Genomic DNA, 21,864 nt, shown 5'->3' on the forward strand with positions numbered 1-21,864 from the left:
ATGCCTGTGTGATGCGTATGGCCGATTCTTTACAATAATGTGCGGGGCTAAAGCCCCATATAATTTTAGTTATTCTCAAACGGGGCCATTGCCCCAGGACGCCAAGGCTCGATCACTACTTTGATGTGGTCATGTTTGCCAAGTAACGTATCAAATGCGTGAGATACACCGTCCATGCCCACAGTTGCAGTGCACATCTTTTCCCAAGGCACATCGCCCCCAGCCAGTAATTCAAGAGACTGAGCAAATTCCTCAGGGGTGTAGTAATAAGAAAACTTAATGTCCATTTCCTTGACTGTAGCAAAGCCAAAATTGACTTGCGTCATGGCGGTGTGAATACCGGTGATCACCAGTGTAGAGTGCGCAGGTGCGCGCTCGATAAAGCCGTTAATGAGTTGATGCACACCAATACATTCAAAAATGACAACACGGCGGCCGTCAGCTATTTTCGCTGCCAACGCCACTTCGTCTTCAATTGCAGCGTCTACGCTATGACTCGCTCCAAATTGCAACGCTATATCACGGTTCTTTGCCTGCAAATCTGACGCCACAATCTCGGTTACGCCCATATGCTTGAGCGCAGCGATCGTCGCTAACCCAATGGCGCCACAACCAGCCACCAAGGCGACACAGTCCTTATCGATACCAGCACGGTTAACTGCGTGCATACCTACGGCCATTGGCTCGGTGATTGCCGCCCCTACTGAAGGCAGATTATCAGGAACGGCTAACAGCAACTGCTCATCAACGATAAAGTATTCAGAATAAGCGCCATGGATGCCTGGCGTCACACCAACTCCTGCACCCCCCATACTCATTAGCATTGGCACACAAGTAACACGTGTTCCAGGAGCAAAGCGCTGTGGCGTGTTGTCGCCATAGCTGACGACCTCGGCACAAAACTCATGGCCGAGCATCATAGGTGCACTGGCCATCGCTTCTTTGGACATCACGCCTAACTTGTCGTAAATATCTGCCACTTCATCTGCGTGGCGGGCAATGTGTAAGTCAGAGCCACAAATGCCGCATGCTAAGCTTTTAACTAACACTTGCCCAGGGGCCGGTGTGGGGATGTCAATGTGAACATTTTCAATATGGCCATCTTTTACGACAACCGCTGCCATCTGACTCATAGAAGCTCCTTTAGTATTGGCTTTATGTCTGTGCAGTTTGCACAGCATCGTCAAGAATAGAATTCAAGATTAACAGGTTAGTTACAAAAGCACCCCACATGCTTGACAATACAAGACAGTGAGATGACATAATGCGACACGCTTGTTTCTATTTGACCGTCCCTTACACCTCTTCAATCACTTAATCGTAGCCCAACTCACTGTTCATTCTGTAGTTTCACATATTGGCTTGGTGGCATACCTGTCCAACGTTTAAAACTGCGGCTAAACGCTGAAAAGTCAGCATAGCCTAAATTTAGCGCCAAGGTGATCATGGGCATATTTCTGCCCGATAATGTGTGCATTGCGATCTCTTTGCGGGTTTGTTCTAACAATTGCCGATATGTTGAGCCACTTTCAGCCAACAGCCGTTCTAGCTTTTTAGGATGCATACCTAAACTCGCGGCAATATTTTCTTTGCTACAGTCTCCTGTAGGCAGCAACACATTGATCGCATGACGCACAAGACGCTTGTGATCCACATCCGTAGCACGAGCTTGCTTAAATTGCTTCTCAATGATGTGATTGAGTAAATTCTCGGGCTGCCTTGGCACTAACGACAGGCTTTTTTGGCTGAAGATTAAGCTATCATGGGCACTGTTTGCTTTGACCTCACAGCCATAAATTGAGGTTAAGCGCTCAACCACACTTGCAGATAGACTTTGTCGCAAACATATCCGCTGCGCATGCCATCTATCACCAATCATCTCACCTATCATACAGTTGAGCAGCCCCAAGCTCATTTGCACTAATTGCGGGTACTGCTGAGTGTCGTTAACGCGAATATCCAACATTAATTCACTCAGTTCATCATCATACTTAGTCAAGGACAACACTGCTCCTTGGGCATGCATATCTGCAAACTTTTGCCCACACTGAAGTGCAGATTCAATCGTCGGCTGTTGCGCCATATAGGCGCCAACAATACCAATTGTTGATAATCCCTGAACTCGGCTGATCCGCGCTCCCAAACACGGCTCATTAAGCTGTTGTGAACTGAGTTCCAATAACTTACCTACCGATGCATAAGGCACCATTAGATCAGGATCGCTACTTTGGCCCGGTAAAATATTCACCTTTTGCATTAATGAAAAGGGCTCTTCCCCTAGCTGCTCTATAAGCTCACTAAAACCGTCTAGCGCCCCCATGCGCAAATAATCTTGCATAACCCCCCTTCCTCACAATGACGCTGTTGCGCACAAAGATTACTCAGTTAACAAGTCGCATTATGCCATGCTAATGTCTCATTAAGTCAAGAAAGAACCGTAATTTGTAATTAACCTGTTAATCATAATGTGCTCAAAGTGTTTGCAGCTACACTGTTAGTCACTCACATGAGCGTGTACAAAGATGGGTGAATGTATGCAAAATGTTTTCATAACTGGGGCAGGCGGTTTTATCGGCCGGCATTTAGTGGCACAGCTTCTAGAGCGCGATATCAATGTTTGTGCGTTGATGCTGCCAACAGAGCAGGTCCCTCACACATGGGGAGATACAGTTCGCGTCGTGCGAGGTGACGTGAGAACCTTGACTGCGCTGAGTGATGAAATTGGCGAGTTTGACACGCTTTTTCACCTTGCTGCAATCGTCAGTGATTGGGGCGGTAAACAAGAACATGTCGACATCACAGTACATGGTACCGAGCAAGCCATTGAGTTGAGCCTGCAAAATAACGCGCGCTTTGTAGTGACTACCAGCATTGCCGCCTTTGGCAGCAAGATGGGCACCGGGCATTTAGATGAAAACACTGAACGCGGTAGCGCATCGTCAAACTACGAATACGTAAAACAACTGCAAGAGGATGTCACACTCAAAGCAGTTCATGAACAAGGCCTTCATGCCACCTTAATTCGTCCAGCCAATGTGTATGGCGTTGGCAGTGTGTGGGTAAATCGCTTTGTTGACAAACTGTCCAAGCAAGAGCCAGCCCTGATGGGTGATGGCAACTGGGATGCAGGACTTGTACACGTAAATCACGTCGTACAAGCAATGATACTTGCTGCTGAGTCACCTACTCTGCCCTCCGGTGAGATTTTTGTTATTGCCGATGATCCGGGCGTAACGTGGCAGCAATATTTAAGTGCTCTGTCACAAACCCTTGATTTACCTAAAGCGAAATCAATTCCTAATTGGGTAGCGCGCGTATTAGCGCCGGTATTAGAGGGGATTGGCAAACTGATAGGACAAAAAAATCCACCGCTTGTGACCAATTTGGCATATCGACTGACTGGGGTTGAGAGTATTTTTAGTAACGCCAAAGCCAAAGAAATGCTCGGCTATGAGCCAAGCACCACTTTGGAGCAGGCGATGCAGGAAATTAAAGAAGACTTCGCACAACGCTAAAGTAGCATAGCGTTTTTTCCCGCCACCCTCATGGGTGGCGTTTTTTATTCACCTACACGTCCTGAAAACATCAACATAAGTTCCTTCTTAAATGTAGAAATGGATCTCGATGGTGCCTGCATAAATAGATTAGCGTGAGCCGCTTTTTATTGGCTTACGAAGCACTAACAAGAGCCCAAAAATCAATAATAAAGAAACACTTATGGAGCTACCAGAGCCATTCCTAGAGACTACTTTGGCGACTTTTTCTTCTTTAACTCGCTTTTCAAACTGACCGAGTTCAGCATCGAGATTCGTGATCATATCAGAAAATGCTGACTCAAATCCCTGCTGTGACTTCTGTGACAAGGTTTGCGCTATATTGATTGCCGTCGTACTTTCCTCGAGCTTACTTAACCCCGGCGCACGAAACAGCATTTTTCTACTTTTAACATCAAATACGGCAGTATCAACAAAGGTTTGTACTGTGTTTTCATTACCCTCAATGAGATACATGCCGACGATAGTCAAATACAAAAACGCGGCTTTATTCTCGTAGGTTTTACTGACTTGGTCATAAGAAACGAGCGCCATAACGTCCACATCATACAGTCGTGCAACTTGCTCTAGCGTGCTAAACCCCTCGCCTCCTTTGAGGTAAGTGTCAGGGATGACTTCAATACGATTGATGTATTTGTGTTGGGAAAATGACGCTTTTACTTTATCAAGCAAAGCCATTTTTTGTTGATTATGCAGCCCTGAACCCGACCAGTTATCGGATGGCACAAAAGCAAGGCCCACGTTTACTGGCAAGGCAAGCACCGGAATTTCAGCACTGTGCTGTGCGCGGTCTTCGGGGTTTGGGTATAAATAATTAACGAGGCTACTCGATTGTGTCGCTTGCTGAACATTTTGGCTCATAAATGAGCTACACGAAGCAAGCATAAACATGCTTGCGAGCACTAAGGTTAAACGAACTAACATATGAATTCCTTTTATCTAACAGGCGGTTGTAGCCTTATTCTTAACACTAGCTTGGACTAAAAGATAATTTAGAGGTTCAAATATTTTAAAAACACAAGTACACAGGTACACAGGTGACACGTAGCAAGGTGCTCGGGCGCTGCGCATAACTGTCAACACAGCAGAACACCTTAGCGAATGTTGATTAGCCCATTTGCTCAAGCTCTATGCCGCGTGTTTCTTTGATATATCGAACCACGAAGAATATCGACAAAAATGCAAATAATGCATAAATGCCATAAGTGATTGTTAGGCCAATTCCCGCAAGCAATATCGGGAAGCTCAAAGTGACCATAAAGTTCGTAAACCATTGTACTAAGCCACTCACAGAGAGCGCCTTACCACGCACTTTATTAGGGAACATTTCACCGAGCATCACCCACATGACAGGGCCCCAGGATAAATTAAAGAAAAACACATACACATTTGCTGCAATGAGTGCCCAAATGCCCATATCACCTAGCTCCAACGCACCACTTGGACTTTGCTCAGCGTTAGCAAACACCACAACAAGCACAGCCATGGCTACAAACATACCTACTGAGCCTATGAGTAACAAAGGTTTACGTCCTAAAGAGTCAATTTTGGCAATCGCGATGGCACACGCCAAGATGCTTAAACCGCCGCTTAAAATATTAATTAACAGCGCATCAGCTTCAGTAAACCCAACCGCCTGCCACAGTACTGCTCCATAGTAGAACACAACATTGATACCAACTAGCTGCTGCAGCGCCGCAAGGCCAACACCGGCAACCATGAGTGGGCGCATTGTTGGCGTTGATAGCTCTTGCCAGCTACCTTGTTGGTCTTTATGTGTGGCAGTGCTTGCGATGTCGTTCACAATGGCGTCAAGCTTTGCCTGAGCTTCTTGCTCACCCACCAGCTTTACAAGCACTGCGAGGGCATCCTGATTACGCCCCAAAGCAACCAGCACCCTTGGGCTTTCGGGTATAAACAATAGCACTAGAAAAAATAAGGAAGCGGGTGCGACTTCAACCAAAAACATCCAACGCCACGCTTGCATATCGGCTAACCACACCGCGGTAGAGCCACCCGCATTAAGTGCAATCAAATAGTTGCTAATAAACGCACCGAATAGGCCCAAAATAATGGCGATTTGTTGCATTGATGCCAAGCGCCCTCGTATCGCCACAGGTGCAATCTCTGCAATATAGGCAGGTGCGATAATGGATGCTCCACCCACTGCCAAACCACCAATAAGGCGATAGATAACAAATTCAAAAGAGCTATTTGCTATACCTGAGCCCACCGCGCTGACTATAAACAGCACCGCAGCAATCATCAGCAAACGCTTACGCCCGAGTAAATCTGAGAGCCGCCCTGCCAGCAATGCTCCTACCGCGCAACCAATCAACATGCTGGCAACGTTAAACCCTGAACCTATATCATCGGCGCCAAAGGCTTGCGTTAAACCATCTATGGTGCCGTTGATCACGCCACTATCAAAACCAAACAAGAAACCACCGAGTGCCGCTGCGATGCTAATGAAAAACGCATACCACTGGCTTTGCTGTGACTGTTTTGCTATTTGTTCCACAATTACGCCCCTTAATTATTTTACTGTGTAGGCGCATGTAAAACCCGCACCCCGCTCTGTTATTGTTGCTATTTTAGAGCCTGCGCAGATACGCGATACCTCGCGGTATACGCACATAAAATCAATAACGCGCTGGTCATCACTTAAGAACCCAAAATAGATACATCAACTTATAACTCTATGGGAGGCTACTCAAGAGCATGGGCTTAAAAACATCGCGAAAAATTTTTCAATGCGCGTGATAAATGCGTATCGAGGTGACGGTAATTACAGATAAGAAGTAGTAACGATTAGTGATTACTTAACAATTGTTTGAGTTCGTCAAAATCTACCGGCTTTTGACAAAATGCACTAAAGCCCATTTGTGGGAAGGATTCAGCTTCATGCTCTGACGCAGCGGTCACAGCGATAATAGGAATACACACTTGCATTGAACGGATTTGCTTGGTTGCTTCTATGCCATCACATTCAGGCATTTGAATATCCATAAGGATAAGGTCGTAATTGTTACTTTGCACTTGTTCAATAGCCTTGAAGCCATTTTCAGCATAGCCAGGAGTCGCTCCTTCTTGCTCCAACAAGTAGCCTAAAATAAATAATGTTGATTCTGAGTCATCAACAACAAGTACCTTTTTACCTCTGAGCTCCATGACCGTTCTTCCATCCTAACATTCTTACTCTTTAAGTTTAGCAAAGGCTAAAAATTGAACTAACTTTTTAATTAAGTACATAAAATAAAAAGCAAAGCCATGGCGAAAAATCCTTCCACAACATCACTAAACCAAACTCAAAATAAGACTATCAAAGAACAGAATGACACTATAGGTGAGCAATCTGAGCAACTCGAACGCCAGCAAGAACAACTGGTTGACCTTCAAGAACAAATCAAATCCGCTAAGTTCGACCTACCGCTTTTGAAAATAGCTGAAGACATTTTGATGGTTCCGCTAGTCGGTTCTATGGATTCAGCCAAAGCACAAAAAGTGATGGAAGATATCCTCATCAATATACGCAACCAAGAAACCCGAGTGGTGATCATTGATATCGCTGGGGTGAACATCGTTGATAGCTCGGTTGCCGCTCATCTTATAAAAATAGCCAAGGCCACTAAATTGATGGGATGTAGGTCAATAATATCGGGAATATCCCCGATTATCGCTCACAACATAGTTAATTTGGGCATGAATGTAGACGAGCTAACCACCACAAACACGCTCAAAGATGCCATGGCGAAAGCCTATGGGTATGTGGGTTTAGCCCTTGTCGAGATGCACAAGTGACACTGCAAAGTGCATTTTCATCTGTGCAAAATGCCATCGTATTTGACGTTGTCATTGATGACTTAAGTGCTGAAAATTGCAGTCATGGATTTTGCCATGCGGTGCATGTGGCCAGCAGCAATAATATTGTGCTGAACCTAGCCATGTGCGATGTGCTCACAAGTGCGGATATAAAAGCCATTGAAGAGATAAATAATGCCCTTGAGCTACTCGGAAAATGCGTGATTGTATGTGGCATCAACCCACTATGCGCGGCAATTATATTTACCTACGTCGACGATATTCATTTTACAACTGAGCTGGATCTGAATCATGCCCTCGAAGCATTTTCTAATGACCCGAGATAGCGAAGCCACTGACTTAGTTCAGCAAGTCACCTACTTCATCAAGCAGCAACAGCTTAGTGACATCCAATGCTGTGAGGTTGCGACGATTTGCTCTGAGCTTATCTACAATATGATCAAATACGCTCAATCTGGTGAGCTAAGACTCAATTTCACACAAGATACGGTCATCATCCTATCACAAGACCAAAGCTCGGGATTTGCAATGCCATTACTCGAAGCCTTCGCCGAGGGCGCAAGTACAGGTGGTTCTCTGGGACTTGGATTACCTTCAGTGTTGCGTATGAGTGATGATTTTAGCCTAGCCACATCCAACTCAGGCACTACTATCACCTGCTCTAAGGTGCTATAAATGATCTCCTACGATGCACAACTCGCCCCTTATATTAGCGACGCAAGTTGCGGTGACTTTTACCTTGTTGAAGCAGTCCAAGGCGGACAACTCGTTGTTGTCGGTGATGTCGGTGGGCATGGCAATGAGCAAGTGGGTGAAATAGCTCGTTTTTTGCAAACCCTAGCACACGAAAACCGACAACTTGGCATTGATAAACTCTTTGAATTAGTAGCCAGTCAACCCTGCCTAAACGAAGTGGGTTTAACCTTATTTGTGGGGTTGTTCAGCGCTGACCACCCAATCTTGACGTATGTGTGTGTAGGTGATTTGAGGCTATACATGCAAAGACAAAGCAAATTAATCCCCTTACCATTGCAGCAAGGCATATTGGGTATGCACCCACCGGAGAACATCTCCAGTTATGCGCAAAAATTGCAGTCAAATGATGTTGTTTTCATCACCACAGATGGCGTAGCTAACCTTACTCGCCATACATTATCGAAAGTAACCAACTCACAGAGCTTGAAAGCGTTAAATACTGCAATCATAGAACAGCTCAGTATTGAATCCGACGACTCACTCAGTCTTGCTATATTGGTAAAATTAAGCCGTTCCCCAGCGATAAGCACACAGGCTCCGCAGCCCACAACGCCTGAAAAAACGTGGATTCACAACTCGCGCTTAGAGCAAAAAAAAATCGACACAGAGCCACCTGAAAACGACTTTGCAGGCGCCATTAGGGATACCAGCGTTAACACTAAAATGCCTGAATCAAGCAAGCGTGCAGAGCATAATTACGCCTCCCAGCCCACGCAGATTCACCCCGAAATAGTGCAAGATGCCTTGCTATGCACGTTGCAAAATAGCACACAAACAAGACAGACTCTGGCCGCCATTACCCATTACTTCAAATTTACAACCGCGTTAGCTGTTAAACTTCAAACTGCGATTCTAGAACTACTGCACCAACATTGCGACACCGTTGCCCTGTATGTTCATCAAGAGTATTTAAAAGTTACGTTCACGTGTGCTAAGCATGCTTACAGACAAATTGCGCAACTCTTTGGCAGCAATGCTATTTGCCATTATTGTGATCAAGACTCTTACGTATTGAACATACCAATCGGTATCAACGTTAATGTTGCCTCGTATGAATACATGGAATTTAAAGAGCGCAGCGCGCGTGGCTTGACTGAGCAAGAGTTTCAACAATACAAAACCAGCAAAGAAAAAGATGCGGTACTTGCAGAGCAGGCGAAGATATCTGCTATGGGCGATATGGTGGGAGCAATCGCTCACCAATGGCGCCAGCCGCTGAACGATTTAGCCATGAATATTCAGGCAATAAAATACCGCTTAAAAGGCAGTGAGGACATTGATGCAACCCTCGATGAATTCGCCCAGCAGAGCCTATTCAAGATTAAGGCTATGAGTAAGAATATTGATGACTTTAAAAATTTCTTACGCAAAGACAACACACAACAAAAGTTAAAGCTAAAAGACTTAATTCAAGGTGCCATCACTGATATTCAAGCCCGCCTTAATGAGCACCACATCACCTTAGTCACACATATTCAAGAGGGTTATCTCATAGGCGTTCACAGCGACTTCCATGACATCTTAATCAACTTACTCGATAACGCGATTGAGGCACTAGTACGAAGCAAAGTAGAACATCCCTATATCGAAATAAACCAAACGCTATCGTGTATTTGCATCAAGGATAATGCTGGAGGCATAGACAAAGACGTCGCGGCAAGAATTTTTGAGCCTTACTTCACCACTAAAAACCACGGCGAAAGAACAGGGCTTGGCCTATATATGGCCAAACTCCTAGTAACGCATAAGTTAGGTGGAAAGCTGACCTATGCGCCCATAGAAGATGAACATGGTAGAGGCTCAGAATTTTGTTTCTCATGGCACACTCAAGCTGGTAATTCATAATCAGCTTACTGTGGCGAGCTGTTCGTGATGAGGTTTTGCAACCTATCAATACTCATTGGTTTACCGTACATCCACCCTTGACCGTACATCACCCCTGCGTCTAAAAGCGCTTGGTGCTGCATGTTGTTTTCTACCCCCTCCGCCACGACTTTCGCGTCAATTTTATTGGCGATGTCGATAATATGGGGGATTAACGTTGAACGTACAGATCCCTCTTCCATTTCATTCACGAAGCTGCGGTCAATTTTTAACGTATTACACTGAAACTTTTTAAGCTGACCAAGATTTGAGTAGCCCGTACCAAAGTCATCAATTGCAATTAAATAACCGTGCTGTGAAAACTGTTTTAGTACTTCTTCACTGCTCCCATGATTAAGTTGTTCGTCTTCAGTAATTTCGACACAAAGCTGCAGTTTGGGGTTATCTAAAGGGGCGTAGGTCAACAATTCCAACGCAGCAGAAGATGAAATATCATTAGCAAAAAAGTTTACATTAATTTTGAACGGTTCACTCACCTGCAGCTGTGCAGTTTCTTGCTTCACCATATCCAAAATACGCTTGGTAAACTCCCAACTTTGGCCCAACTTCTTCACTATAGGTATAAAAGTATCGGGATAAATATCACCTTCATTATCTTGGTAACGCGCAAGCACCTCGCAACCTATCACTCTCTTGGTTTTTAACTCGACAATAGGCTGATACAAACAATAGAAGTTGTTGTGCTTAAACCCCCGCGCTACCCGTGAGGTAGGAGAGTTGTAATGGGTGATGAGTTGATAAGCAAGCACAAAGCTTAGCAGTGAAATCAGAATTACAATGACAGCAAATGCGTGCAGCGTATTCCTGTTACTATTGATAAAGTCCGCTGAGGTCGCAGCAACACTCATACAATAAGGGAATCGTGCAGAGCAAACAGTGTGTTGGTAAGGATAATAACGACTCGCTGATGCCTGACTAAGGGCATAATAAAGCTGAGGCTTACCCGCAATATTCAGCTTTGTGTCACCGTCGACATACATTAATTCCGACTGCAAGGTTTGCGGCATGATGTCTTTAATAGCGCTGTGACGTACTACAGCATTGAACCGCCCTTTGGATATAACAACCGCCGTTTTTTGCTTATCGAACAGCAAAATCTCTTGATTTAACCAAATTTTTATACCACTGCCATCAATGTAATCAGGCTCTGAAACCTCATAGGGAGGGTTAATAACACCTAATCCTGTAGTACACACAAGCTGCGAGCCAGTGACAAAGCCATAATCTTTTATCTTATCTGATAAAAAGAGGTGTTTACGCATCTCTACTAACGCAGCCTCATCGCAATGGGCAAAACTTAACTTATCGATTTCTGTCAACGATGACAGCACATCATCTGCCAAATCATCGAATTTGGAAATGGCCATTTCTGCCGTTTGTATAACCCGTTCCTGATAGCTATCTTCAAGCCAGCTTGAAAGCGAAACATGAACCAACACGCCCAGTACAATGCTTACAACAAAACTGCCCGTAACAATCATATTCAACATGTGTTTTGCCATACAACGGAGCCACCTTAACGCTGGTTAATTTTTATCCTCACTAAGTTAGCATAGGCTTTATCTGCACAATTACAAAGACTTAACAGTTGAATTAAAGGGAAAAAGTAACGAAATGGAACCTCTAGATAATACTCAATTCCGAAAACACCAAATTTCAGGCATAAAAAACCCCTAGCCAATCGGCTAGGGTTATCAAAAGTGGTACCAGTGGGCGGACTCCAAACCCGCAACAGTGCCACGCCCGCGTGGCGCTCAAGTCTGCAACCACCACATTGCAGGCATAAAAAAACCCTAGCCATTCGGCTAGGGTTATCAAAAGTGGTACCAGTGGGCGGACTCCAAACCCGCAACAGTGGCACGCCCGCGTGGCGCTCAAGTCTGCAACCACCACATTGCAGGCATAAAAAAACCCCAGCCATTCGGCTAGGGTTATCAAAAGTGGTACCAGTGGGCGGACTTGAACCGCCACGCCCGAAGGCAACGGATTTTGAATCCGTCATGTCTACCAATTCCATCACACTGGCATCTTTTTTCTTTGACCTTCTACGCGAGAAGATAAAGAAAAACCACTTCAGAGCAAAGGCTTTTTTTGTTTGCCCTCATCTCTATGCCCAGCATTATACAAAGAATGAAATGCGCGGCAAGCGTTTTATGTTATAAATCTGTCAACTGCCCACTATTCGAGCAAATAGTATCATTTAAAGAGAGTTAAGGCTGATATTTGCTCTATCACACCGCTTAGAGAGCGTGTGCGGGCCCATTAAAATTGAAAAAATCGCCTTTATTTTTGCCCTTTGTTACACTGTCGCCGATTTGCAACTAGAGAAACATAACTATGTCGTCTTCGAACCCTGTACCTGCTGGCTTTGGTCGTCGCCTCGCGTCTCTTATTTATGACGGACTTGTCGTCATTGCCTTCGCAATGCTCACCACAGTGCTCTTTTTATTACTTGTTCAAGGTGCAGTATCTTTAGGTTGGGTTGCTATGGGTGATGCTCAAGACGTGGCTGAGCTCATTCAAACGAATACCACCTTGTATGTAATGCGCGATGTACTTTTAGTGCTAGTCAGCATTAGCTTTTTCGGTTATTTCTGGAGCAAAAGCGGACAAACAATCGGTATGCGCGCATGGCGTTTGCAAGTGCGCCGCAAAGACGGTTCACTCCCTAATTTTTGGCAGGCTGCATGGCGCAGTTTGGCGTCATTATGCGGATTAGGAAACCTGTTGGTATTGGTAGATTTTAAAAATAAGCGCGCGCTGCAAGACCGCTTATCTGGGTGCCACGTTGTGACCCTATCAAAAGAAGACAACAAAAAAATCTACCGCTCGTTAGACTAATCATCCCCTCACACAGCGGCAAATAAGCCGCTTGTTATACCAATTGAATGAGAAAAAAGACCTAAAATAGCGCTGGGTAAATTATTTCATTCAATTGGTATTAAACATACTAACAACAACGCAGCGCTCAGGGCGCTGCGCGCTTTTAAATCACAATGTTGTCATTTAAAAGTAATGCCTTTGCAGGGCCTGTTGACTCGATTAATTACGTCGCTTGAGTAAATAACTGGCGAAGATAATAAACAGCAAACTTGGCAGCACCGCGCCAATAAATGCGGGTATTTGATATACAGAGACGATTGGCCCAAATATCCGGTCAGTGAGATGGAACACAATACCCGTGATCACCCCCATCACTATGCGTGCACCCATGGTCACAGTACGCAGCGGACCAAAGATGAACGACAAAGCCACTAACAGCATTACACCTAACGCAACTGGCTGCATGATTTTTCGCCACAGTGCGAGTTCATACGTACTCGTGTCTTGATCATTTTGCTTTAGATACTGCAAATACGACCACAAGCCCGCAAATGATAATGTTTCTGGCTTAACTGACACGACTCCTAACTTTTCAGCGGTTAGCTCTGAGCGGTAGAAGAATTGCGCTTGCTCTTGCTCTGAAATTTGCTGCTCAGTGATGTTGAGTGTTCTTACATCACGTAGCATCCAGCCGCCTGGCTGGTTAAAGCCTTTATCGGCAAAAGTAACTTGGTCGAGCTGCAGCTGCTCATCAAAGTGATACATGCGTATGCCATTAAGTTGGCCACTTTGGTCAACATCTTCAATGTTTATAAATACGTCGCCATCTTTGGCCCACACCCCTTGTTGAGCGCTGAATACATCGCCACCAAAAATGGCATTTGAACGCAGTTGCTTTGCGGTTTGTTCAGCTTGAGGTACGCCCCATTCAGCAACGGCCATCATCAACAGCGCCATTACAATCGCGGTTTTCATCACTGAGCCAATCACTTGCAAGCGCGACATACCAGCGGCCTGCATTACCACCAGCTCACTGTTCGAGGCCAAGGCTCCCAGTCCTGTTAATCCACCAATCAGGGCCGCCATTGGGAAAAACACCACGATATCACCGGGCATACTATAGAAGGTGTATAACATGGCATCGATTAAATCATAGCTACCACGGCCAACCGATTTAAGCTGCTCAATAAACTTAATAAGGGTACTGATCCCCACTAACACAAGTAATGCAAACCCCGTGGTTTGCATTATGCTGCGACCAAGATACCAATCGAGCGTTTTCATCATGCGACTGCTCCTCGGCGTTTAAATACGGCTCGAAGCCATGCGCCCATAGGACGTCCTTTGATAATCAAGAAAGCACCAATAAACAGTGCACTTAAATGCACCCACCATAGGCCTGCCGAAGCCGGTATTTTGCCGTCTTCAAGAGCAAATTTGGCTGCGTTTAACAAAATGAAATAGCCCAAGTACAAAGAAATCGCTGGTACCAATTTGGCAAACTTACCTTGGCGAGGATTAACCACACTCAAAGGTACGGCAATGAGTGTTAACAAGGGGATTGAAAGCGGAATAGCCAAGCGCCACTGTAATTGTGAACGCGCTTCGTTTGAGTCTTGCTTAATTAGCTCAGAAGTCGGTACGGCTTCTAATTTACGACGTTTATGCTCTATTTCCTGATCACGAATTTGCACTTGATAGGCATCAAATTCAGTGCGCTGCATATCTAATCCACTGTCACGGACTTCAACACGTTGACCTTTACTCAAAATAAGCTGTTGCTCACCATTTTCGCGCTCTTCCACTTTACCCACATCGGCATAGACGATTTGTGACTTTGGTGAATCATTATCGCGTTGCAGTTGTGCAACAAACACACGGTTTAAAGAGCGTCCACCATCGTCAATATTATGGATAAACACCACCGCCTTTTCATTACCTGTTTCTTGGAAGCGCCCTGCTCGCAGCGCCGATAACCCCGCCTCGGCTTCTGCACGCTCTTTGAGTTGGTATTCTTTTTCACTGGCCCATGGTGCCAAATATAAGGTCATTAATGCAGCGAGTACTGCCAACGCCGTGCTGGAAATCAAGGTTACACGCACCACGTACCATTCACTTACCCCACATGCCTTAAGCACGGTCATTTCACTGTCAGCGTACACGCGGCTATAGGCGAGAATAATCCCTAAAAAGATACTCAACGGCAGGATGAGTGAAGCCAGTTGCGGTAACTTTAACGCAACTACAGAAAGTACGAGTTTTGCTGGAATACTGCCCTCAGAGGCGTCACCTAGTATCACAACGAATTTTTGACTAACAAATATCGTCATGAGCGTAAGAAAAACAGCCACCTGCGACTTAAAAACTTCAGCGGTTAAGTATCGAAAAATCAGCAATGTCCGCCCCTAAAAACGTCGTGTTTCACTGGCATAGTGGGAAAATTTGAGTAAACTAGTTATTTTAGTCACTTTATTATATGCCAAGCGTTTTAAATATCATACCTAAGGTATGCAATTGTCTACACTTTAGTTTAGTGGAGTCAAAAAAGCGTAAATAGTTCACTGGTGTATTTAAAGTGCTTTAACGGCCCAGTTGCGGCCAGTGCCCAGTGAGGGCCGATATTTCCTCTAATTAGGAGTCACAATGGAATTTAGCGTAAAAAGTGGTAGTCCAGAGAAACAGCGCAGCGCCTGTATTGTAGTTGGGGTATATGAACCACGCCGTTTGTCACCTATTGGTGAGCAGTTGGACCAAATCAGTGAAGGCTATATTTCTAATCTCTTACGTCGCGGTGATCTAGAAGGTAAACCAGGACAAACGCTTTTACTTCACCACGTCCCTAATGTACTAAGCGAGCGCGTGCTGCTAGTAGGCTGTGGTAAAGAGCGCGAGCTTGACGACAAACAATACAAACAAATTATTTCTAAGACCATCAACACCTTAAATGAAACAGGTGCGATGGAAGCGGTATGCTTCTTAACAGAGCAACACGTTAAGAGCCGAGATACCTACTGGAAAGTTCGCCAAGCTGTTGAAACAACACAAGATTGCTTGTACACATTTAACGAATTAAAGAGTAAAAAGAGTGACCCACGTCGCCCGCTTCGCAAAATCGTGTTTAACGTACCAACGCGCCGCGAACTGCCAATTGGCGAGAGCGCTATCGAGCATGGTTTAGCCATCGCTTCTGGTGCGAAGCTATGTAAAGACGTCGCGAACATGCCACCTAACATTTGTAACCCACGTTACTTAGGTGAACAAGCAAAGGCGCTTGAAACCGAATTCGACAAAGTCACTGTAAATTTAGTTGGCGAAAAAGAGATGGAAGAGTTGGGTATGCACTCATACCTAGCTGTTGGTCGCGGCAGCGCTAATGAATCAGTGATGTCTGTGATTCACTACAATGGTGGTGCAGAAAACGCAGCGCCTATCGTGCTAGTGGGTAAAGGTCTCACGTTTGACTCAGGTGGTATTTCAATCAAGCCAGGCGATGGCATGGATGAAATGAAATATGACATGGGCGGAGCAGCAGGTGTTATTGGTACAATGCGCTCTATCGCAGAGATGAACCTGCCTTTAAACGTAATCGGTGTACTCGCTGGATGTGAAAACATGCCGGGCAGCAATGCTTATCGTCCAGGTGACATTCTTACGACTATGTCTGGACAAACAGTTGAAGTACTCAATACCGACGCAGAAGGTCGTTTGGTGTTGTGCGATGCACTCACCTACGTTGAAGCGTTCGACCCTGACACCGTTATCGATGTAGCCACGTTAACAGGCGCGTGTATTATCGCCCTAGGTGCACATGCAACAGGTATGCTCTCAAACCACAACCCACTGGCGCATGACTTACTCAAAGCGTCGGAGCAAAGTGGTGACCGCGCATGGCAGTTGCCGTTATGGGATGATTATCACGAGCAGTTAGAAAGTCCATTTGCCGATTTCACCAACCTAGGTGGTCGCGCAGCAGGTACTATTACCGCGGCATGCTTCTTGTCTAAGTTCACTAAAAAGTACCATTGGGCGCACTTAGATATCGCAGGCACTGCATGGCGCAGTGGTGGTAAAAACAAAGGCGCAACCGGTCGTCCGGTGCCTATGTTGACACAATATTTAATTAATCGTGCGGGCGTTTCAGAAAGCCCTCAAGACTAATACTCATCGAGTGAACGATAAGCCCCTTTTAAAGGGGCTTATTCATTGATGCAACGTGCCGATTGTGTCAAAATTGGCGCATTAACGAGCCGCGTAGAGGACGCAATGCACGCGTTATTTTACCTGCTGGAACATGCTGATGAGCCGGGCCAACAAGTGCCGGCTCATTTTGATCTTGGTGCTCGTCTTGCTGCACAGCAATATCGTCAGGGTAAAAGGGTGTTCATCTTCGTTGATAGTCGTGATGATGCACACTTGATAGACCAGCATTTATGGGCGTTTGACGCCGATAGTTTTGTGCCGCATAACCTTCAAGGTGAAGGTTCTCGAGGTGGGGCAGCAGTTGAAATTGGGCAAACACCGCCGGTTGCAAAACGCACGGTGCTAATCAATTTAGCCTCAAAGGTGCCTGATTTTATACGTCGCTTCGACACCATTTTCGACTTTGTGCCTGCTGATGAGCAGCGCAAACAAATGGCACGAGCAAAATACAAGCAGCTTCGCGATTTAGGCGCGCAGCTTAGCACTCAAAAAGTTTAGATAGAATTTAGTTAAAGGTTCTGGGCAATGGATAAAACCTACAATCCACAAGATATTGAACAATCCCTCTACCAAGAGTGGGAAGAAAACGGTTACTTCAAGCCAAGTGGCGAAGGCGACTCATACTCAATTATGATCCCGCCTCCAAATGTCACAGGTAGCCTACACATGGGCCACGCGTTCCAGGACACGATTATGGATACCCTTATCCGCTTTAAGCGCATGCAGGGTAATAACACGCTATGGCAAGTGGGTACTGACCACGCTGGTATCGCAACGCAAATGGTTGTTGAGCGTAAACTTGCTGCTGAAGAAGGTAAAACACGCCACGACCTAGGCCGCGACGCATTCATCGATAAGATCTGGCAGTGGAAAGAGCAATCAGGTGGCACGATCACCAAGCAGCTACGTCGTTTAGGCGCATCTGTTGACTGGGACCGCGAACGTTTCACCATGGACGAAGGCTTATCTGAAGCGGTGAAAGAAGTATTTGTTCGTCTTTACAAAGATGACCTAATCTACCGCGGTAAGCGCCTAGTTAACTGGGATCCAAAACTACACACGGCTATTTCAGACCTAGAAGTAGAAAACAAAGACAAGCAAGGCCACATGTGGAACCTTCGCTATCCGCTGGCTGATGGCGTAAAAACGCAAGACGGTAAAGACTACATTGTAGTAGCAACAACGCGTCCAGAGACCATGTTGGGCGACACAGGCGTTGCAGTAAACCCTGATGATGAGCGCTATCAAGACCTTATCGGTAAAGAAATTTTACTCCCTATCGTCAACCGCCGTATTCCTATCGTTGCCGATGAGCACGCAGATATGGAAAAAGGCACAGGTTGTGTGAAAATCACTCCTGCGCACGACTTCAACGATAATGAAGTGGGTAAACGTCACGAACTACCAATGATCAACGTGTTCAACAAAGACGCGGCGATTCTAAACGAAGGTGAAACATTCACATTCGATGGTAAGCCACTTGAGTTAGACGCGCCTATTCCAGAGCGTTTCCATGGCCTTGACCGTTTCGATGCGCGCACCAAGGTCGTTGAAGAGTTTGAGCAAGCTGGTTTGCTCGAGAAAATCGATGACCACAGCCTAACCGTACCTTACGGCGACCGTTCTGGTGTGGTTATTGAGCCACTGCTTACTGACCAATGGTATGTGCGTGTTGCACCACTTGCTGAGCCTGCAATTAAAGCGGTTGAAGACGGCGATATCCAGTTCGTACCTAAGCAATACGAGAACATGTACTTTGCGTGGATGCGTGACATTCAAGATTGGTGTATCTCACGTCAGCTTTGGTGGGGCCACCGTATTCCTGCGTGGTACGACAACGAAGGTAACGTATATGTTGGCCGCGATGAAGCAGAAGTGCGCCGCGACAATAACCTAAGCGACGATGTAGCGCTAAGCCAAGATGACGACGTACTCGATACCTGGTTCTCATCTGCGCTTTGGACATTCTCAACGCTTGGTTGGCCAAACAACCTTGAAGACTTAAAAGTATTCCACCCATCTAACGTGTTGGTTACAGGCTTTGACATCATCTTCTTCTGGGTTGCGCGCATGATCATGATGACCATGCACTTCATTAAAGACGAAGACGGCAAAGCCCAAGTGCCATTTAAAACCGTGTACGTTACGGGTCTTATCCGTGATGAGAACGGCGATAAGATGTCAAAATCTAAGGGCAACGTACTTGACCCACTCGACATGATTGACGGTATCGATCTTGAAAGCCTAGTGACAAAGCGTACAGGCAACATGATGCAGCCACAGTTGGCGAAAAAGATTGAAAAGAACACCCGTAAAACATTCGCCGATGGCATTGAGCCACATGGTACGGATGCGTTGCGCTTCACCCTTGCGGCAATGGCATCAACAGGCCGTGATATCAACTGGGATATGAACCGTCTTGAAGGTTATCGTAACTTCTGTAACAAGCTATGGAACGCTAGCCGTTACGTACTGATGAACACAGAAGAGCAAGATTGTGGTTTCAATGATGCACAGCGTGAATACTCGCTTGCAGATCGTTGGATCCAAGGACAATTCCAACAAACAGTGAAAACCTTCACTGAGCATTTGGATAACTACCGTTTCGACCTTGCTGCTAATACGATTTACGAGTTCACTTGGAACCAATTCTGTGACTGGTACCTAGAGCTGACTAAACCGGTATTGTTCAAAGGCAACGAAGTGCAACAACGCGGTACACGTCATACGCTTATCACCGTATTGGAAGGCCTACTTCGCCTCATGCACCCACTGATGCCTTACATCACTGAAACAATCTGGAAGCGTGTCGCACCTATTGCCGGTATCGAAGCAAATACCATCATGCTGCAAGCGTTCCCGCACTTTGATGAGAGCAAAGTAGATGCTACAGCAATGGCTGATCTTGAATGGGTAAAACAATTCATCGTCGCTATTCGTAATATCCGTGGTGAAATGGACATTAGCCCAAGCAAGCCGCTGAATGTACTTCTTGCTCATGCGGGTGATGAAGATATTCGTCGTCTCGAGCATAACCGCAACTTCCTAAGCTCGCTAGCGAAGCTTGAAGAAGTGACGGTGCTTGAAAACGCTGACGATGCTCCAGCATGTGCTACAGCCATGGTTGGCAAGCTTGAAATCATGATCCCAATGGCGGGCTTGATTGATGTTGAAGCAGAACTTGCACGTATCGCTAAGCAACTTGAAAAAGCTCAAAAAGGGTTAGAACAAGTTGAGAAGAAACTCGCGAACGAGAAGTTTGTAAACAATGCTCCAGAGGCTGTTCTTGAGAAAGAAAAGTCGAAGCTTGCAGAGTTCAGCGAAGCGAAAGCGAAACTACTGGAACAAAAAGCGAAAATTGAAAGCCTGTAATAAAGCCATTTGATTTCACTGAAAAACGCGAGTTAGGCTCGCGTTTTTTATTTGCGCTTATCGTTTATTACCAATCCGCTTAAGGATGTGATCCTATATAACGACAGAGCTATGTCGTGCTAGTAAGGCGGAATTTTTTTGTATTTAGTTATTCTCGGCTTTGGCTCCTGCGCCGCTCTACCACCTACATCCATGTAGGCGTACAGAGAAAAATTCCAACGCAATTAGCGCGTCATTGAACTCGCTAGATTGACCAGATATTTATGCGGGTTGGTATAAGTCAGTGCAATGGTTTGAGCTCGTCAATCAACGCATCTAATTTGCGAAGCTCTGAGCCATAAAACACGTTCACTTCTTTTAAGTAAAGTGCCCTAGCAGAAACAGCAATGAGTAATGTTGAAATCCCACCAAAAATAAGCACTTCGAGAGGTAACCCTATATAAACAGGCGAACCATCCGCGATTAAGTCATTTAAAAAATACGCCCCATCCGTACTCGAGAAAAACTCAACTAGCAATGCGACGTACAAACCTGGGTAGATGACTCTGTATATCTTGCCATAGTGTGCTTTAGCGCGTTCCATATAGGCTCGATAACCTTGAAGGTAGTCGTAGCAGGACATCGCTTTATCCAACTCGGATAACTCCTTGATTTGAGCCCTGCCTAATAAAAACACCCCGAAAAAAGTGAGGCCCAGTGCTAACGCGAGATAAAACATACCGAATAAAGGCAATAAGCAAAATGATAAAATTGCCCCCAACCCCATCCATTTGTTGTTGAGTTGATATTTAGTACGTAATTGATGTAATAAGTCCTGTGACTCAGATTCTTTGCGATGCAAATACTCGGACAACGTACGTTGTTCTTCGTAACTTGCTTGCTGCCATATCTCTTCGATGCTTTTAGTCATTATTCTCAAGCTCCTTTGCCACCTTATCTTTTAAGCGTTTCACCCTCACAGCAAGACTGTTAGCATTTCCCCCTACCACGGCGGCGATTTCCTCGTATGAAAACCCCTCTAGATACATTACCAATAATGCCCTATCCACTTGTTGCAGTTTTCTTAGCCCCTTATAAAGAAGGTCTAAAGCCTCAATACTGTGCGAGACTTGATGCTCTCCTAAATCTATCTCATCAAATTGTGATGTTTGCTTCTTATCACGGTTAAACGTTAAACATACATTCAGTGCAACACGGTAAATCCACGTGCTCCAGCTTGCCTCACCTTTGAAGTTTTTGTGACTAATGAATACTTGTAAGCACACTTCCTGCATCAAATCGTCTAAATCAGCTTGATTGTCACTGTAGGCGCGGCAAAGCTTAAACAAAATGCTTAGGTAGGGTTCAATTTTCAGGCTGTAAAAATGTTCGGGCATAGCGCGTTTTTATTGATGTTTTTATAGTTAGTAACTACAAAACGTAAAATCTTACATTTTGTTTTGAAAAAAGCTCA

The 21,864-nt window shown here is 45.3% G+C and carries 19 protein-coding genes and 1 tRNA gene; 9 read left to right on the plus strand and 11 right to left on the minus strand.

Annotated elements, in window-relative coordinates; all coding sequences use genetic code 11:
* Positions 1 to 65: 65 nt before the first annotated feature.
* Both AAEU32_RS09015 and AAEU32_RS09020 read right to left on the minus strand, forming a co-directional pair.
* Positions 66 to 1,133, minus strand: a complete 1,068-nt coding sequence (locus AAEU32_RS09015) for an alcohol dehydrogenase catalytic domain-containing protein (RefSeq protein WP_421970200.1) — start codon at positions 1,131 to 1,133, stop codon at positions 66 to 68.
* 197 nt (positions 1,134 to 1,330) lie between these two features.
* Complete coding sequence (locus tag AAEU32_RS09020; RefSeq protein ID WP_421970201.1) at positions 1,331 to 2,338, minus strand: AraC family transcriptional regulator; 1,008 nt, start codon at positions 2,336 to 2,338, stop codon at positions 1,331 to 1,333.
* A gap of 196 nt (positions 2,339 to 2,534) precedes the next feature.
* On the opposite strand from AAEU32_RS09020, the gene AAEU32_RS09025 reads away from it, so the two are divergent.
* Positions 2,535 to 3,515, plus strand: a complete 981-nt coding sequence (locus tag AAEU32_RS09025; protein WP_421970202.1) for an NAD-dependent epimerase/dehydratase family protein — start codon at positions 2,535 to 2,537, stop codon at positions 3,513 to 3,515.
* Positions 3,516 to 3,644: 129 nt separating this feature from the next.
* On the opposite strand, the gene rhlP is transcribed toward AAEU32_RS09025, so the two are convergent.
* The 3 genes from rhlP to AAEU32_RS09040 form a co-directional block, all read right to left on the minus strand.
* Entirely contained in the window at positions 3,645 to 4,478 is an 834-nt protein-coding gene (rhlP, locus tag AAEU32_RS09030; protein WP_421970203.1) for a rhombotarget lipoprotein, read from the minus strand.
* Positions 4,479 to 4,662: 184 nt separating this feature from the next.
* Positions 4,663 to 6,075 (minus strand): sugar porter family MFS transporter, encoded by a 1,413-nt coding sequence (locus AAEU32_RS09035; RefSeq protein ID WP_421970204.1) that lies wholly within the window; start codon positions 6,073 to 6,075, stop codon positions 4,663 to 4,665.
* A gap of 290 nt (positions 6,076 to 6,365) precedes the next feature.
* Positions 6,366 to 6,725, minus strand: a complete 360-nt coding sequence (locus AAEU32_RS09040) for a response regulator (RefSeq protein WP_421970205.1) — start codon at positions 6,723 to 6,725, stop codon at positions 6,366 to 6,368.
* A 99-nt stretch (positions 6,726 to 6,824) separates the two neighbouring features.
* Between AAEU32_RS09040 and AAEU32_RS09045 the strand changes: the two genes are divergently transcribed.
* Genes AAEU32_RS09045 through AAEU32_RS09060 form a run of 4 tightly spaced genes read left to right on the plus strand, consistent with a single transcriptional unit; the run spans position 6,825 to position 9,977 of the window.
* The gene (locus AAEU32_RS09045; protein ID WP_421970206.1) at positions 6,825 to 7,355 is read left to right on the plus strand and encodes an STAS domain-containing protein; all 531 of its coding nucleotides are present in this window, start codon (positions 6,825 to 6,827) and stop codon (positions 7,353 to 7,355) included.
* Positions 7,352 to 7,702, plus strand: coding sequence for a hypothetical protein (locus tag AAEU32_RS09050; protein WP_421970207.1), 351 nt, complete (start codon positions 7,352 to 7,354; stop codon positions 7,700 to 7,702). Before AAEU32_RS09045 ends, AAEU32_RS09050 begins: the two co-directional genes overlap by 4 nt.
* Positions 7,689 to 8,051 carry an ATP-binding protein gene (locus AAEU32_RS09055; protein WP_421970208.1) on the plus strand — a complete coding sequence of 121 codons (363 nt, stop codon included), beginning with the start codon at positions 7,689 to 7,691 and terminating at the stop codon, positions 8,049 to 8,051. Before AAEU32_RS09050 ends, AAEU32_RS09055 begins: the two co-directional genes overlap by 14 nt.
* Positions 8,052 to 9,977, plus strand: a complete 1,926-nt coding sequence (locus tag AAEU32_RS09060; protein ID WP_421970209.1) for an ATP-binding protein — start codon at positions 8,052 to 8,054, stop codon at positions 9,975 to 9,977.
* Between the two features lie 5 nt (positions 9,978 to 9,982).
* Here AAEU32_RS09060 and AAEU32_RS09065 read toward each other — a convergent pair whose 3' ends face one another.
* Entirely contained in the window at positions 9,983 to 11,518 is a 1,536-nt protein-coding gene (locus AAEU32_RS09065) for an EAL domain-containing protein (protein WP_421970210.1), read from the minus strand.
* A gap of 439 nt (positions 11,519 to 11,957) precedes the next feature.
* Positions 11,958 to 12,042 (minus strand) — tRNA-Leu (locus AAEU32_RS09070).
* A 311-nt stretch (positions 12,043 to 12,353) separates the two neighbouring features.
* Between AAEU32_RS09070 and AAEU32_RS09075 the strand changes: the two genes are divergently transcribed.
* On the plus strand, positions 12,354 to 12,857 hold the full coding sequence (locus AAEU32_RS09075; RefSeq protein WP_421970211.1) for an RDD family protein: 504 nt from the start codon (positions 12,354 to 12,356) through the stop codon (positions 12,855 to 12,857).
* 201 nt (positions 12,858 to 13,058) lie between these two features.
* Here the strand turns inward: AAEU32_RS09075 and lptG are convergent, their stop codons facing one another.
* Positions 13,059 to 14,126: an LPS export ABC transporter permease LptG gene (gene lptG, locus AAEU32_RS09080; RefSeq protein ID WP_421970212.1), complete on the minus strand. Its 1,068-nt coding sequence runs from the start codon at positions 14,124 to 14,126 to the stop codon at positions 13,059 to 13,061.
* Positions 14,123 to 15,235, minus strand: coding sequence for an LPS export ABC transporter permease LptF (gene lptF, locus AAEU32_RS09085; protein ID WP_421970213.1), 1,113 nt, complete (start codon positions 15,233 to 15,235; stop codon positions 14,123 to 14,125). Before lptF ends, lptG begins: the two co-directional genes overlap by 4 nt.
* Positions 15,236 to 15,482: 247 nt before the next feature.
* Here lptF and pepA point away from each other — a divergent pair, with 247 nt between their 5' ends.
* The 3 genes from pepA (at position 15,483) to AAEU32_RS09100 (ending at position 20,411) form a co-directional block, all read left to right on the plus strand.
* The gene (gene pepA / locus AAEU32_RS09090; RefSeq protein ID WP_421970214.1) at positions 15,483 to 16,997 is read left to right on the plus strand and encodes a leucyl aminopeptidase; all 1,515 of its coding nucleotides are present in this window, start codon (positions 15,483 to 15,485) and stop codon (positions 16,995 to 16,997) included.
* A gap of 105 nt (positions 16,998 to 17,102) precedes the next feature.
* Positions 17,103 to 17,537 carry a DNA polymerase III subunit chi gene (locus AAEU32_RS09095; protein ID WP_421970352.1) on the plus strand — a complete coding sequence of 145 codons (435 nt, stop codon included), beginning with the start codon at positions 17,103 to 17,105 and terminating at the stop codon, positions 17,535 to 17,537.
* Between the two features lie 27 nt (positions 17,538 to 17,564).
* Positions 17,565 to 20,411, plus strand: coding sequence for a valine--tRNA ligase (locus tag AAEU32_RS09100; protein WP_421970215.1), 2,847 nt, complete (start codon positions 17,565 to 17,567; stop codon positions 20,409 to 20,411).
* Between the two features lie 280 nt (positions 20,412 to 20,691).
* Here AAEU32_RS09100 and AAEU32_RS09105 read toward each other — a convergent pair whose 3' ends face one another.
* Entirely contained in the window at positions 20,692 to 21,321 is a 630-nt protein-coding gene (locus AAEU32_RS09105; protein ID WP_421970216.1) for a hypothetical protein, read from the minus strand.
* Positions 21,314 to 21,787, minus strand: coding sequence for an RNA polymerase sigma factor (locus AAEU32_RS09110; RefSeq protein WP_421970217.1), 474 nt, complete (start codon positions 21,785 to 21,787; stop codon positions 21,314 to 21,316). Before AAEU32_RS09110 ends, AAEU32_RS09105 begins: the two co-directional genes overlap by 8 nt.
* Between the last annotated feature and the right edge of the window lie 77 nt (positions 21,788 to 21,864).

Origin of the sequence: Pseudoalteromonas maris (assembly GCF_049257235.1) — a bacterium.
Classification (GTDB): domain Bacteria; phylum Pseudomonadota; class Gammaproteobacteria; order Enterobacterales; family Alteromonadaceae; genus Pseudoalteromonas.

Bases quoted from the DNA above. Each gene is read 5' to 3' on its own strand.
- AAEU32_RS09015 (WP_421970200.1), bottom strand. From the start codon at position 1,133: ATGAGTCAGATGGCAGCGGTTGTCGTAAAAGATGGCCATATTGAAAAT.
- AAEU32_RS09020 (WP_421970201.1), bottom strand. From the start codon at position 2,338: ATGCAAGATTATTTGCGCATGGGGGCGCTAGACGGTTTTAGTGAGCTT.
- AAEU32_RS09025 (WP_421970202.1), top strand. From the start codon at position 2,535: ATGCAAAATGTTTTCATAACTGGGGCAGGCGGTTTTATCGGCCGGCAT.
- rhlP (WP_421970203.1), bottom strand. From the start codon at position 4,478: ATGTTAGTTCGTTTAACCTTAGTGCTCGCAAGCATGTTTATGCTTGCT.
- AAEU32_RS09040 (WP_421970205.1), bottom strand. From the start codon at position 6,725: ATGGAGCTCAGAGGTAAAAAGGTACTTGTTGTTGATGACTCAGAATCA.
- AAEU32_RS09045 (WP_421970206.1), top strand. From the start codon at position 6,825: ATGGCGAAAAATCCTTCCACAACATCACTAAACCAAACTCAAAATAAG.
- AAEU32_RS09055 (WP_421970208.1), top strand. From the start codon at position 7,689: ATGACCCGAGATAGCGAAGCCACTGACTTAGTTCAGCAAGTCACCTAC.
- AAEU32_RS09060 (WP_421970209.1), top strand. From the start codon at position 8,052: ATGATCTCCTACGATGCACAACTCGCCCCTTATATTAGCGACGCAAGT.
- AAEU32_RS09065 (WP_421970210.1), bottom strand. From the start codon at position 11,518: ATGGCAAAACACATGTTGAATATGATTGTTACGGGCAGTTTTGTTGTA.
- AAEU32_RS09075 (WP_421970211.1), top strand. From the start codon at position 12,354: ATGTCGTCTTCGAACCCTGTACCTGCTGGCTTTGGTCGTCGCCTCGCG.
- lptG (WP_421970212.1), bottom strand. From the start codon at position 14,126: ATGATGAAAACGCTCGATTGGTATCTTGGTCGCAGCATAATGCAAACC.
- pepA (WP_421970214.1), top strand. From the start codon at position 15,483: ATGGAATTTAGCGTAAAAAGTGGTAGTCCAGAGAAACAGCGCAGCGCC.
- AAEU32_RS09095 (WP_421970352.1), top strand. From the start codon at position 17,103: ATGCACGCGTTATTTTACCTGCTGGAACATGCTGATGAGCCGGGCCAA.
- AAEU32_RS09100 (WP_421970215.1), top strand. From the start codon at position 17,565: ATGGATAAAACCTACAATCCACAAGATATTGAACAATCCCTCTACCAA.
- AAEU32_RS09105 (WP_421970216.1), bottom strand. From the start codon at position 21,321: ATGACTAAAAGCATCGAAGAGATATGGCAGCAAGCAAGTTACGAAGAA.
- AAEU32_RS09110 (WP_421970217.1), bottom strand. From the start codon at position 21,787: ATGCCCGAACATTTTTACAGCCTGAAAATTGAACCCTACCTAAGCATT.